The following is an 11815-nucleotide window of genomic DNA, read 5'->3' as shown; positions in this document are numbered from 1 at the left end:
CTAGCGGTCGTTGCAACACCCTGATTCGCAGGGAGTTGCGACGACCGTGTCTGTTTTTGTCAAGGCAAAGCGTGCGCCAAGGAAATACACGTCTGAAGAACAGGAGGCGTTCTTCAGGGAACTGGATCGGCTCGGAAGCGTCGCTGCAGCGGCCAGAGTCCTCGGGTTGAATCGCCATACATGCCATGCCTGGGTTCGTAAGACGGGCGCAGTTTCCGCGCGCTCCCAGACTCACCGGAAGCACAGCACTGACCAGAAGGATGAGTTCTTCCGGGAGCTGGCAAGGCTCAACAGCGTGACCGGGGCCGCGAAGTTGTTGGGATTGAACCGCAACACCTGTTTTGGTTGGACGAAAAGGGCCGGAATCGCCAGGAAGCGCGCTGAAATGCCGCAACGTGAGGACTTCCTGCGCCTGCGCCAACGTGGTCTCACCCGGCGGGAAGCGGCCCGGGACTTGGGAATACACCAAAATACCGCCGCCGAATGGGATCTCGGGATCCGCAAGACGGGCAATGGGCGCATCTACGTCGACGGCAGGGTGGTCGACTATAAACGGGGAGTGACCACCTTTGAAACCCCTGCGGGGATTGCCCCTCCTGGGCCGGGCAAGCCGTTCGCCTCCCATCCCGGCCTTCCCGCCTTGGAACAGGTGCTCGATGGGCGGTTCCTGGCCATTGGGGACCGGGAGACCCTCTCGGAGATGCGCGCCGGCGGCGCCTCGATTCGGAAGATCGCCACCGCATTGGGGCGATCTCCTTCGACCATTAGCCGGGAAATCGCCCGTAACAGCGGGCCGGACGGTACCTACCGTCCGTACTCAGCGCACCGGGCAGCTGCCGTCCGTCGGCCCCGGCCCAAAGCCAGCAAGTTGTCCGCCGGGGGCAAACTGCGCGACTATGTGAAAGACAAGCTACGAGTCCGCTGGTCACCGGAACAGATCAGGAACAGCTTGGTCAAGGAATTCCCGGACGACACCGAGATGCGCGTGAGCCACGAAACGATCTATCAAGCCCTCTACGTCCAGGCCCGAGGCGGTCTCAAACGCGAGGTCGCCGCGGCCCTGCGCACGGGTCGGACCCGCCGCAAACCCCGGCGCGATCCCGAGCAGCGCACGCACCGGTTCCGCGACCCCATGGTCAACATCTCCGAAAGACCTGCTGAAGTCGAGGACCGCGCCGTTCCCGGGCACTGGGAAGGGGACCTGATTACAGGGAAGCTGAACCAGTCGGCGATAGCGACCCTGGTGGAGCGCACGACCCGCTACGTCATGCTGGTCCACCTCGATGGCAACCACACCGCCGACCGGGTTCGTGACGGACTTATCGAGGCCATGTCCACCCTGCCCGCGCACCTGCGTGGATCCCTGACCTGGGACCAAGGCGCGGAAATGGCCACTCACAAGGCGTTCTCCATGGCAACGGACATGGACGTCTACTTCTGCGACCCCGCCAGCCCTTGGCGACGCGGTAGCAATGAGAACACCAACGGCCTGTTGCGGCAATACTTCCCGAAGGGCACGGACCTCTCGGTCTATGGTCCTGAAGACCTCGAACAAGTAGCGCAGGAGCTCAATGGCAGGCCCCGCAAGACACACAACTGGGATACCCCAGCCGATCGCCTGCAGGGCCTACTATTGGCTACCTAACCAACCCGGTGTTGCAACGACTCCCTGAATTCGCCTGCCCGGGCCGCCGTCGTGGCATGCAGCGAACCACAGCACCCGGTGCGACGCCCATCTCCGTTCGGGCCGAAACGATTTCCCGGAGGGAACGAAAACTGGTTCGTGCTGGCGATGGATGGTTCACTGAACGGGTGACAGCGCATTTCTACCGCCCAGCAGAGGGCCACCGGCTTCCGCACGATCCATTCAATGCCATTGTCGGACCACGTCCAATCGGTTGGATCGGAACGCTCTCCCCCGAAGGGGTCCGCAACCTCGCGCCATACAGCTTCTTCAATGCGTTCTCCTACACGCCGCCGCTCATTGGATTCTCGAGTACCACCCGCAAGCACACCGCGCGCAATGCCGAACTGAGCGGTGAATTCACGTGGAACCTCGTCACCCGCCCCCTGGCAGAGCAGATGAACGCAACATCGACGACGTCGGACGTCGATGAATTCACCGCGTCCGGCCTGGAAGCCGCGGACTCCGTCGACATCAGTGCGCCGCGCGTTGCCGCCTCGCCCGTGAGTTTCGAGTGCCGGGTCAGCGACGTCTTTCCCTTGCGCGGTGTCGACGGCCACGCGTCCGCCAGCGTGCTCACGATCGGGGAAGTCATCGCGGTGCACATCGATGAATCCATGATTCCCGACGGCATCTACCAGACGGCCCGTGCGCAGCCGGTCCTGCGTGCCGGCGGCCCGAGCGCCTACTTCGAGGTCCTGGCCGAGGGCCTCTTCGACCTGGTGCGGCCCCGCTAGAAATCCGGCAACAGCTGGCAGCACGGACCGCTTCGGCATCGCGGTGCACGCAGACCACGATGCCGACGGAAGCGGGGACTACTCGGCGTCGTGGTCGGTTTCGAGGATGCCCACGAGTTGCTCGAGTGCGGCGTCGGCCCCTTCGCCCTCGGCGCGCAGGACGACCGTGGTGCCGTGCTCGGCACCCAGGCCCATCAGTGACAGGATGCTGGAGGCGTCCAGTGCCTCGTCGGCGGGCTCGCCTTCACGGGCGATGGTGACCTCGAGGTCCAGTTCCCCTGCTGCCTCGGCGAAGATGGCTGCCGGTCGGGCGTGCAGGCCGACGCGGCTGGCGATGACTGCTGTACGTTCTGCCATGGTGTTCTCCTGGGTGTTGGTGTTGCGATCTGGTGGTGGGGTATGGGGGTGGACGGCTCAGAGTCCGAAGACGTCCAGCTCGGGAAGTTCGTGGCGGACCAGGGACCGGGCCTCGGCGGCGGAACCCGCCCCGAGGGCCAGTTCGGCGATCCGCCGGGCTGCTGCGAGGTCGACGGTCTTCAGGATGGCTGCGACGGCGGGCAGGGCGCGGCGGTTCATGGAGAGCGTTGCCACCCCGAGACCGACGAGGACGACGGCCAGCGCGGGGTCGGCTGCGGCTTCGCCGCAGACGCCCACGGGCTTCGGGCCTCCCACGGAGGCCGCTCCACCGTCGCAGGTGGTATGGATGAGGTGGAGCACTGCGGGCTGCCAGGGGTCGTTGAATTCGGCGAGCGGGCCCAGCTGGCGGTCCGCGGCCATCGTGTACTGGGTCAGGTCATTGGTGCCAATGGATGCGAAGGCCACCTCCGAGGTGACCTGCCGTGCCATGACGGCTGCCGAGGGGACCTCCACCATGACCCCGGGGGTCTTCAACCCGGCGTGGGCACACAGTGCGGCGAAGGCGGCGGCCTCGGACGGGGTGGAGATCATCGGAGCCATAGTCCAGACCTCGGCTCCGGAGGCGGCTTCGGCCTCGGCGATGGCCGCCAATTGGCGATCCAGGACCCCGGGGACCGCGGCGTCGGTCCGGTAACCGCGAACGCCCAGGGCGGGGTTCGGCTCGGAGTCGTCGGTCAGGAACGGCAGCGGCTTGTCCGCCCCGGCGTCGAGGGTCCTCACGACCACCTTGGAGCCGGCAAAGGCGTCGAAGACCGCGCGGTAGGCCCGGACCTGTTCCCCGTGGGTGGGCTCGGTGTCCCGGCCCAGGAAGCAGAACTCGGTGCGCAGCAGGCCCACGCCCTCGGCCCCGGCGGCCGCTGCGTCCACCGCGTCGGCGCCACTGCCCACGTTGGCCAGCAACGGAACGCGATGGCCGTCAGCCAGGGCACCGGAACCATCGAAGTCGGGCAGGGAAACACGGGAGGCGTAGGCCTCGGCAAGTGCCGCCTCGGCGGCTCCCGGTTCGCGGACCACCGTGCCGTCGATCCCGTCGACGAAGACGACGTCGCCGTCGGCCAACACCGTGGTGTCCGCGGCAGCGACGATGGCCGGCAGTCCCAGCGAGCGGGCGACGATCGCTGTGTGCGACTGCGGTCCACCGCCACTGGTGACCAACGCCAGGACCCGGGTGGGGTCCAGGGTTGCGGTGTCGGCCGGGGCCAGATCGGTGGCGCAGAGCACGAAGGGCACGTCGGCATCGGGGATGCCCGGGGCGGGGACGCCACGCAGCTCGGCGACGATCCGGGCGCGCACGTCCAGGACGTCGGTGGCGCGTTCTGCCATGTAGCCACCGAGAGCCGACAGCTGGGTCGCGACGGCATCCGCGGCCTCCCAGATGGCCGATTCGGCGCACGTTCCGGAAGCCACGAGCCGCGTCGCCGACTTCAAGAGTGACTTGTCCGAGGCCATCAGGGCCGTCGCCTTCAGGACGGCAGCTGCATCGCCGGTGGCCGTGGCCGCCCGTTCCTTCAACCCGGCGGCGACGGTGCGTGTGGCCTCGGCCAACCGCGCGGATTCCTGCTCGGCCGTGACGCCCTCGGGCAGCGGCGCGCCGTCGGCGGGCGCCGGGATCGCCTCGGGCATCCGGCGGACCGGGCCGATGATGCGGCCGGCGCTGACGCCGACGCCTGCAAACCTTTGGCTCATGCCGCCACCTTCTCGGTCTCGGACGAAGCCACGGCGGTGGGCGCCTTGCGGGCATAGCGCTTCAGGGCAATGACCGCGAGGGCCGAGATGACCATGCCCACCACGATGGAGATGAGGAACATGGCCAGGTTGCCGATGGCGAAGGCGACGAACAGGCCGCCGTGCGGTGCCTGGCTGGTGACGTGGAAGCCCATCACCAGGGCGCCGGTGACGCCGGCTCCGAGCATGCTGGCGGGGATGACGCGCAGCGGGTCGGCGGCGGCGAACGGGATGGCGCCCTCGGAGATGAAGGCGGCGCCGAGCAGCCAGGCGGCCTTGCCGTTCTCGTGCTCGGCGGTGGTGAAGCGCTTCTTGTCCAGGGCGGTGGCCAACGCCATGGCCAGCGGGGGCACCATGCCGGCTGCCATGACCGCCGCCATGATCTCCCACGGTGCCTGGTTGGCGATCGATCCGGTGCCCAGGCCGGCGACGGCGAAGGCGTAGGCGACCTTGTTCACTGGTCCGCCGAGGTCGACGGCCATCATCAGACCCAGGATCAGCCCCACGAGGGCTGCAGCGGTCCCGGACATGCCGGAGAGCCAGTTGCTCAGCGCGGTGCTCAGTGCGGCGATCGGGCCGCCCAGGAAGAGGAACATGGCGCCGGAGGCCAGGATGGAGCCGATCAGCGGGATGATCACCACGGGCATCAGCCCGCGCAGCAGCTTCGGCACCCGCCAGCTGCCGATCCAGCGGGCGATGACGCCGGCGAGCAGGCCGCCGACGATGCCGCCCAGGAAGCCGGCACCCATGAAGCCCGCCACGGCTCCTGCGGTGAAGCCCGGCGCCAGGCCGGGGCGGTCCGCCAGCGCGTAGGCGATGTAGCCGGCGAGGACCGGAACCAGGAAGCCCATCGACAGGCTGCCGATCTTGAACGCCACGGCACCGAGGTAGATGTGCAGGCCGCCATCGGGCAGGTTGAACAGGTTGTTCTGGACACTGACCTTGTCGGCGACCTCGGTGATGTCGTATCCGCCAATGAGGAAGCCCAGGGCGATGAGCAGGCCACCGCCGGCGACGAAGGGGATCATGTAGCTCACGCCGGTCAGCAGCGAACGCTTCAGCGCAGCGCCGAGGCCCTCGCGCCCCTCGCCGGAACGGCCGTCGGCCTCGGAGCCGCCACTGCCGGCCGGGACGCGGCGGGAGCCCGGGGTATCGGCGGCGGCCAGGGCGTCGGCAACGAGCTTGGCCGGTTCGTCCACGCCGCGCTTGACCGGCACTTGGATGACGGGCAGCCCCGCGAAGCGTTCCTTGTTGCGCACGTCGACGTCCACGGCGAAGATCACCGCGTCGGCCGCGGCGATCACCGCCGGGTCCAGCGGGGTCGAGCCGGCCGATCCCTGGGTTTCGACCTGCAGGTCGACCCCTGCCTCGGCGGCCGCGGCGACCAGGGAATCGGCGGCCATGTAGGTGTGGGCGATGCCGGTGGGGCAGGCGGTCACGGCAACCAGGGTACGACGGCGCTTCGCCGGCTCCGAGGCGGGCGCAGGCTGGGCGGGCGCAGGCTGGACCGGTGCCGGGGAGATGGCACCCTGGACCAGCTCCACGATCTCGGCGGGGCTTGCCGCCGAGCGGAGGGCAGCCGTGAAGTCCTTCTTGACGAGGGATCGGGCCAGCTTGGAGAGCAGCTTGAGGTGCTCCTGGTCGGCTCCCTCGGGGGCGGCGATGAAGAAGACCAGGTCGGCCGGGCCGTCCTTGGCACCGAAATCGACGGGTGGGGCCAGCCGGGCCATCACCAGGGTGGCCTCGGTGACCGCCGCCGAACGGCAGTGGGGGATGCCGATGCCGCCGGGGACACCCGTGGCGGTCTTCGCTTCACGGGCGATCCCGTCAGCGGCCAGGTCGTCGGCGTTGGTGGCGCGTCCTGCAGCCGCGACGGACGCGGCGAGGGCGCGGACGACGTCGGCGCTGGTTCCGCCGAGGTCACGGTCCAAGAGGACGAGGTCTTCGGTGATGAGCTCGGACATGCTTACTCCTTGGGAGTCTGGGTCGAGGGGGCCAGCAGGCGGCCGGTGGGTGCCGGGGCCAGGGGCGTGACGGTGACGGATTCCGGCGAGGTCTGTTCGGGGGTGGGGATCAGCGAACCGGGGAGGGAGGCCGCTGCCGCACCGTAGGCGACGGCGGATCGGAGGCATTCGGGCGGTGTGGCGCCGCGGTCATGGGCGATGAGGTATCCGGCCAGCGAGGAGTCGCCGGCCCCCACGGTGCTGCGCGCCTGGATGGGGGAGTGCGTGGCCAGCCAGGCGCCCTCCGCCGTGACGAGGAGGGCTCCGCGGGCACCAAGCGTGGCCAGGACCGCTGTGGTTCCGCGGTCCACCAGTTGCCGGGCGGCGGCCGCCGCCAACTCGGGGGAGGCCTCCAGCTCGGCTTCGGAGTGGGTGCCCGCCAGGCCCGCCAGTTCCTCGGCGTTGGGCTTGATCAGGTCGGGGAGGCCGGCCGGTGCGTCGTAGAGGCAGGCCAGCGGTGCATCGGAGGTGTCGACGGCGATGAGGGGGCAACGGCCGCCCAGGCCAAGATGCAGCCGGGCGATCGTCTCGGCGTAGAAGTAGGCGGGGACGCCGGGGGGCAAGGAGCCGGCCAGGACGATCCAGGACGACTCCGTTGCGGCGTGCAGCAGCGCGGCGGAGATCTGCTCCTGGTGGGCGGCGTCGAGGGACGGGCCGGGTTCGTTGACCTTGGTGGTGGTCCCGTCCGGTTCGGTGATGGTGACGTTGCTGCGCAAGGGCTGGCCGATGGGCAGCGCACGGTGCGGTAATCCATCGACGGCCAGGCCGAGGACGACCGGGTCCGTGTCATCCCCGGGCAGCAGGGCCAGGGTCGCGACGCCGGCCGCGACGAGCGCGCGGGTGACGTTGACGCCCTTGCCGGCCGCCTGGGCTCCGGCAGTCCGCGCGCGTTGGACGCCGCCGCGGACCAACGCGGAGCCGAGCTCGATGGTCCGGTCGAGGCTGGGGTTGGCGGTGAAGGTGGTGATCATGCGATCACGACCTCGACGTCGGCGTCCTCCAGGGCGGCGGCCAGGCCGGGCTCGGGGGCGGAGTCGGTGACGAGGGTGTCGATCTGGTCCAGGTCGGCGAAGCGGATCAACGTCTCCTGGCCGAGCTTGCTGGAATCGGCGAGCAGGACCACGCGGCGGGCGCAGGCGACGATCGCCGACTTCACCGCCGCCTCCAGCGGGTCGGGGGTGCTCAGGCCGAACCCCGCGTGGATGCCGTTGGCGCCGATGAAGGCGATGTCCGGGCGCAGCGCCCGGAACTGGTCGATCGTTGAATTGCCGATGGCGGCACTGGTCAGGGCGCGGACGCGGCCGCCGATGACCTCGAGTTGGAAGGTGCCGGTGGTGGAGATCCGGTAGGCGACGGGAACGGAGTGCGTGAGCACCAGCAGCTCGGCGCTCCGCGGGGCCGGCACCTGGGAAGCCATCGCCTGGGCGAGGAGTTCCGTCGTCGTGCCCGCATCCAGAACCACCGAGGTGGCCCCGGAGGGCAGCAGGTCCACCGCGCGTTCGGCGATCCGGGACTTCTGTGCGTGGTTCAGTGCGGTGCGGACGCTCAGGCTTTCCTCGGCGGTGCTGGTGGTTCCGTTGGCCACTGCCCCGCCGTGGACGCGGCGGAGCAAGCCGTCCTGTTCGAGCTGGGCCAGGTCGCGGCGCACGGTTTCCCGGGTGATCTCCAGCTGCCGGGCCAGATCGGCCACTGAAACCCGTCCGGCGCTGGTGACCAGGTCGCCAATCAGACGATGTCGCTCTTCGGCGAACATGGTGGGTTCCCTTCGGTGGTCCGCATCACAGTCGATCTGTGTTTCGTTGACTTTAGATCCACCGGGGAAACAAAGTCAACAGAAAAGCAGAAAAACAAATTGAAACGGACTTCAAGGGTGGAGGGGCAGCCCGGAACGGCGGAGGTCCGGAGGCTTTGCGACTTGCCCCGCGGGGCCGGCTGCGGTTGGGTGGGTGAATGGCCTCTTTGATCGAAGACTATGCATTGCTGTCCGATCTGCGTACTGGTGCCCTGGTGTCGGAATCGGGAAGCGTCGACTGGCTCTGCTTCCCGCGCTTCGACTCGGACGCCGCCTTCACGGCGTTGCTGGGGGATTCCGAGCATGGGCGGTGGCTGCTGGCGCCCGAGGGTGCGGTGGATGACTGCGAGCCCCAGCATCCGGCCCGACGCTCCGAGCGCCGCCGGGCCGCCCGCGCCGCCGGCGAGGAGGACCCGCTGCAGGGGGAGGCGGAGCCGGATCCCGCAGCCGAAGGCCGCCCCGTCGTCGTCCAGCGGACCTACGTGGATTCGACGTTCGTGCTGCGGACGCTGTGGAAGACCCCCGACGGGCAGGCGCTGGTCACCGACTTCATGCCCGTGGGTGACCGGCGTGCATCGATCGTCCGGCGGGTCGAGGGGCTGGCCGGCAGCGTGCGGATGCACCAGGAGATCAGCTTCCGCTTCGGTGACGGGGCGGTGGTCCCCTGGGTGCGACGCCACGAGGACCAGAAGAGCGGCGACACCTCCATTGTTGCCGTGGCCGGTCCCGATGCGGTGGTCCTGCATGGGGACCGCCTGCCCCAGGGCCACGACCACCGGCACATCGGGGACTTCATCGTCTCCGCGGGTGAGGCGGTGGACTTCGAACTGTGCTGGTTCCCCTCGCATCGACACGTTCCGGCACGCATCGACGCCGGGGCCAGCCTGCAGGAGACCGTCTCGTACTGGAAGAACTGGTCCAAGGACATCCCCCAGCAGGAGTCCTACCACGCCGTCGTCAAGCGGTCGCTGCTCGTCCTGCGTGCACTGACGCATGAGGCCACCGGCGGGATCGTCGCGGCACCCACCACGTCGCTTCCCGAGGACTTCTGCGGCGAGCGGAATTGGGACTACCGCTTCTGCTGGCTGCGTGATGCCGCGCTGACGCTCGAGGCCATGATGACCCACGGGTATGAGAAGGAAGCGCTGAATTGGCGCGATTGGCTCCTGCGCGCCGTCGCCGGGGACCCGGATGACCTGCAGATCATGTACGGCGTGGGCGGGGAACGGCGCCTGCCCGAACGCAACCTCGACCACCTGCCCGGATACGAGGGTTCGCTGCCGGTCCGCGCCGGCAACGGAGCCGTCGACCAATACCAGGGGGACGTCGTCGGGGAGGTGCTCGTTGCGCTGGAGAAGCTGCGCAACATGGGCGGCGTCGAGGACCACTTCTCCTGGCCGCTGCAGAAGAAGCTGCTGGGCTACGTCGAGGAGCACATCGACGACAAGGACCACGGCATCTGGGAAATGCGCGGGGACCAGAAGCACTTCACCCATTCGCGCGTGATGATGTGGGCCGCCTTCGACCGGGGCGTCCGTGCGGTGCGCGAACACCAGCTCGACGGCGACGCTGCCCGATGGGAGGAGCTGCGCGACCGCCTGCGCGAGGAGATCATGGAGCACGGCTACAGCGAAAAGGAAGGGACCTTCACCCAGACGTACGACGACGCCGAGGTCGACGCCTCGCTGCTGGTCATCGCCCAGGTGGGCTTCATCGAATACGACGACCCGAAGATGCTGGGCACCGTCGCCCGCCTCGAACGCGATCTGATGGACGACGCCGGCCTGCTGCTGCGGTATCGGACCTCATCGGGCAAGGACGGGCTGAGCGGTGCAGAACACCCGTTCCTGGCCTGCTCGTTCTGGCTGGTGGAGCAGTATGCCCGTTCGGGCCGCATCGATGATGCCAGGAAACTGATGGACCAGCTGGTCGGCTACTCCAACGGGCTGGGACTGCTCGCCGAGGAATACGACACCGTCGACGGGCGCATGGCCGGGAACTTCCCCCAGGCCTTCTCCCACCTGACCCTGATCCGTGCGGCAGATGCGATCAACGGACACGGCCAGCGCGCCATCTGAGGTGGGCCCGGCTGGTTCCGGCCGGGTCGGCGTCAGGACGTCGACCCCAGGGGTGCCGCGCTCTTCGCATCCAGGGGGTGCGCTATCTCATCCTGGGCCATGCGCCCCGCCACCCAGACGATGACGCCGATGACCGGGGACGCCACCCCCGCGACCACGAAGACCAGCCAGAGGGGGACCACTTCGCCGATCGGGCCGGCCAGGGCCATGGACACCGGCATGAGGGCCAATGAAACGAAGAAGTCCAGGCTCGAGATCCGACCCAGCATCCGGCGCGGGACGCGCCGCTGCAACAGCGTTCCCCAGATGACCTGGCCCATCCCACCGGTGGCACCCACGACGAACAAGGCCAACGCCAGCTGCCACAGACCGGTCACGATGCCCACGGCCGCGAGGGGGAGGGTCCCCAGCGCCCACACCGCCACCATCCAGGTGAGGTACCTGCGGGGCAGGGGGCGCGAGGCGGTGAACAAGGAGCCTGCGGCGGAGCCGATGCCGAAGGCTGCCAGCATGAAACCGAACGCCTGCGCGTCGCCACCGAGCTGGCCGCCGACGACGAAGGGCAACAGGACCTCGATCGGCCCGATGAAGCTCAGCACCGAGAGCACGGCAAAGAGCAGGGTCCAGAGCAGCCAGGGGGTCCGCAGCGTGTAGGAGATCCCCTCGCGGAGATCGGCCAGCGCGCTGGGGCGGACCTCGCCCGGTTCCAGGTGGACGTCGTACGCGGTCGAGTGGCTGATGGTGCGCAGGACGGAGAGTGCCACCAGGTGGCAGAGGGCCATCCCCGCGATCGCGTACGCGGGGGTGAGTGCCGCGACGATCATGCCCGCTGCAGCCGGCCCGGCGGCCTGCTGCAGGACGGAACGTAGCGTGCCCTCCATCCCGTTGGCGGCCAGCAGGTCCCCGGGCGGCAGGATCCGGGGCAGCAAGGCCGAATAGGCGGGGAAGAAGAAGGCGGCGCCGGCGCCGACCAGGAATCCTGCCACCACGAGGTGCCATAGTTCGATCACCCCGGTCAGCGCGAGGGTGGCCACTGCCGCCATGACCGCGAGGCTGGTTGCCTCCACGGTGATGATGATGCGCCGGCAGGAGATGCGGTCCGCGGCGATGCCGCCGACCAGCACAAACCCCAGCAGGCCGATGCTGGTGGCCGTCGCCACGAAGGAGAGCTGCACCGGGCCGCCACCCAGGCGCTTGACCTGGTACACCATGGCCACCGCCCACATCCCGTGCGAGAAGACGCTGACGACCAGGGCGGCGATCAGGATGCGGTAATCGCGATGGGCGAAAGGCCGGAGGGCGCGCGGGGCCATGGTGCGTTCCTTCGGACGGGACGGGACGTGATGGGTTGGGGGATGGCGCCGGTGGCCACCACAGAC

9 protein-coding genes are annotated in these 11815 nt (G+C 68.9%); 3 read left to right on the top strand and 6 right to left on the bottom strand.

The features are described from left to right. Positions 1-385 precede the first annotated feature (385 nt). Entirely contained in the window at positions 386-1645 is a 1260-nt protein-coding gene (locus ACN0TP_RS07955) for an IS30 family transposase (RefSeq protein ID WP_417218556.1), read from the top strand. A gap of 167 nt (positions 1646-1812) precedes the next feature. Continuing rightward, positions 1813-2421: a flavin reductase family protein gene (locus ACN0TP_RS07950; protein WP_417218315.1), complete on the top strand. Its 609-nt coding sequence runs from the start codon at positions 1813-1815 to the stop codon at positions 2419-2421. 78 nt (positions 2422-2499) lie between these two features. Here ACN0TP_RS07950 and ACN0TP_RS07945 read toward each other — a convergent pair whose 3' ends face one another. Genes ACN0TP_RS07945 through ACN0TP_RS07925 form a run of 5 tightly spaced genes read right to left on the bottom strand, consistent with a single transcriptional unit; the run spans position 2500 to position 8319 of the window. Continuing rightward, positions 2500-2778, bottom strand: a complete 279-nt coding sequence (locus ACN0TP_RS07945; protein WP_417218314.1) for an HPr family phosphocarrier protein — start codon at positions 2776-2778, stop codon at positions 2500-2502. 57 nt (positions 2779-2835) lie between these two features. Continuing rightward, on the bottom strand, positions 2836-4524 hold the full coding sequence (locus ACN0TP_RS07940; RefSeq protein WP_417218313.1) for a putative PEP-binding protein: 1689 nt from the start codon (positions 4522-4524) through the stop codon (positions 2836-2838). Then, positions 4521-6527 carry a PTS fructose transporter subunit IIABC gene (locus ACN0TP_RS07935; protein ID WP_417218312.1) on the bottom strand — a complete coding sequence of 669 codons (2007 nt, stop codon included), beginning with the start codon at positions 6525-6527 and terminating at the stop codon, positions 4521-4523. Before ACN0TP_RS07935 ends, ACN0TP_RS07940 begins: the two co-directional genes overlap by 4 nt. A 2-nt stretch (positions 6528-6529) precedes the next feature. Then, on the bottom strand, positions 6530-7537 hold the full coding sequence (locus ACN0TP_RS07930; protein ID WP_417218311.1) for a 1-phosphofructokinase family hexose kinase: 1008 nt from the start codon (positions 7535-7537) through the stop codon (positions 6530-6532). Further along, the gene (locus tag ACN0TP_RS07925) at positions 7534-8319 is read right to left on the bottom strand and encodes a DeoR/GlpR family DNA-binding transcription regulator (RefSeq protein ID WP_417218310.1); all 786 of its coding nucleotides are present in this window, start codon (positions 8317-8319) and stop codon (positions 7534-7536) included. The genes ACN0TP_RS07930 and ACN0TP_RS07925 overlap by 4 nt, the downstream gene beginning before the upstream one ends. Before the next feature lie 197 nt (positions 8320-8516). Between ACN0TP_RS07925 and ACN0TP_RS07920 the strand changes: the two genes are divergently transcribed. After that, entirely contained in the window at positions 8517-10436 is a 1920-nt protein-coding gene (locus tag ACN0TP_RS07920) for a glycoside hydrolase family 15 protein (RefSeq protein WP_417218309.1), read from the top strand. 32 nt (positions 10437-10468) lie between these two features. On the opposite strand, the gene ACN0TP_RS07915 is transcribed toward ACN0TP_RS07920, so the two are convergent. After that, positions 10469-11749, bottom strand: coding sequence for an MFS transporter (locus ACN0TP_RS07915; RefSeq protein WP_417218308.1), 1281 nt, complete (start codon positions 11747-11749; stop codon positions 10469-10471). Between the last annotated feature and the right edge of the window lie 66 nt (positions 11750-11815).

Origin of the sequence: Arthrobacter sp., assembly GCF_048266065.1 — a bacterium.
Lineage (GTDB): Bacteria > Actinomycetota > Actinomycetes > Actinomycetales > Micrococcaceae > Arthrobacter_H.
Note: the sequence above shows the minus strand (reverse complement) of the source record. Positions and strands in the feature narration are given on the sequence as shown.

Coding starts and splice junctions, on each gene's coding strand:
- ACN0TP_RS07925 (WP_417218310.1), bottom strand. CDS start 8,319: ATGTTCGCCGAAGAGCGACATCGTCTGATTGGCGACCTGGTCACCAGC.
- ACN0TP_RS07955 (WP_417218556.1), top strand. CDS start 386: ATGCCGCAACGTGAGGACTTCCTGCGCCTGCGCCAACGTGGTCTCACC.
- ACN0TP_RS07920 (WP_417218309.1), top strand. CDS start 8,517: ATGGCCTCTTTGATCGAAGACTATGCATTGCTGTCCGATCTGCGTACT.
- ACN0TP_RS07930 (WP_417218311.1), bottom strand. CDS start 7,537: ATGATCACCACCTTCACCGCCAACCCCAGCCTCGACCGGACCATCGAG.
- ACN0TP_RS07945 (WP_417218314.1), bottom strand. CDS start 2,778: ATGGCAGAACGTACAGCAGTCATCGCCAGCCGCGTCGGCCTGCACGCC.
- ACN0TP_RS07915 (WP_417218308.1), bottom strand. CDS start 11,749: ATGGCCCCGCGCGCCCTCCGGCCTTTCGCCCATCGCGATTACCGCATC.
- ACN0TP_RS07940 (WP_417218313.1), bottom strand. CDS start 4,524: ATGAGCCAAAGGTTTGCAGGCGTCGGCGTCAGCGCCGGCCGCATCATC.
- ACN0TP_RS07935 (WP_417218312.1), bottom strand. CDS start 6,527: ATGTCCGAGCTCATCACCGAAGACCTCGTCCTCTTGGACCGTGACCTC.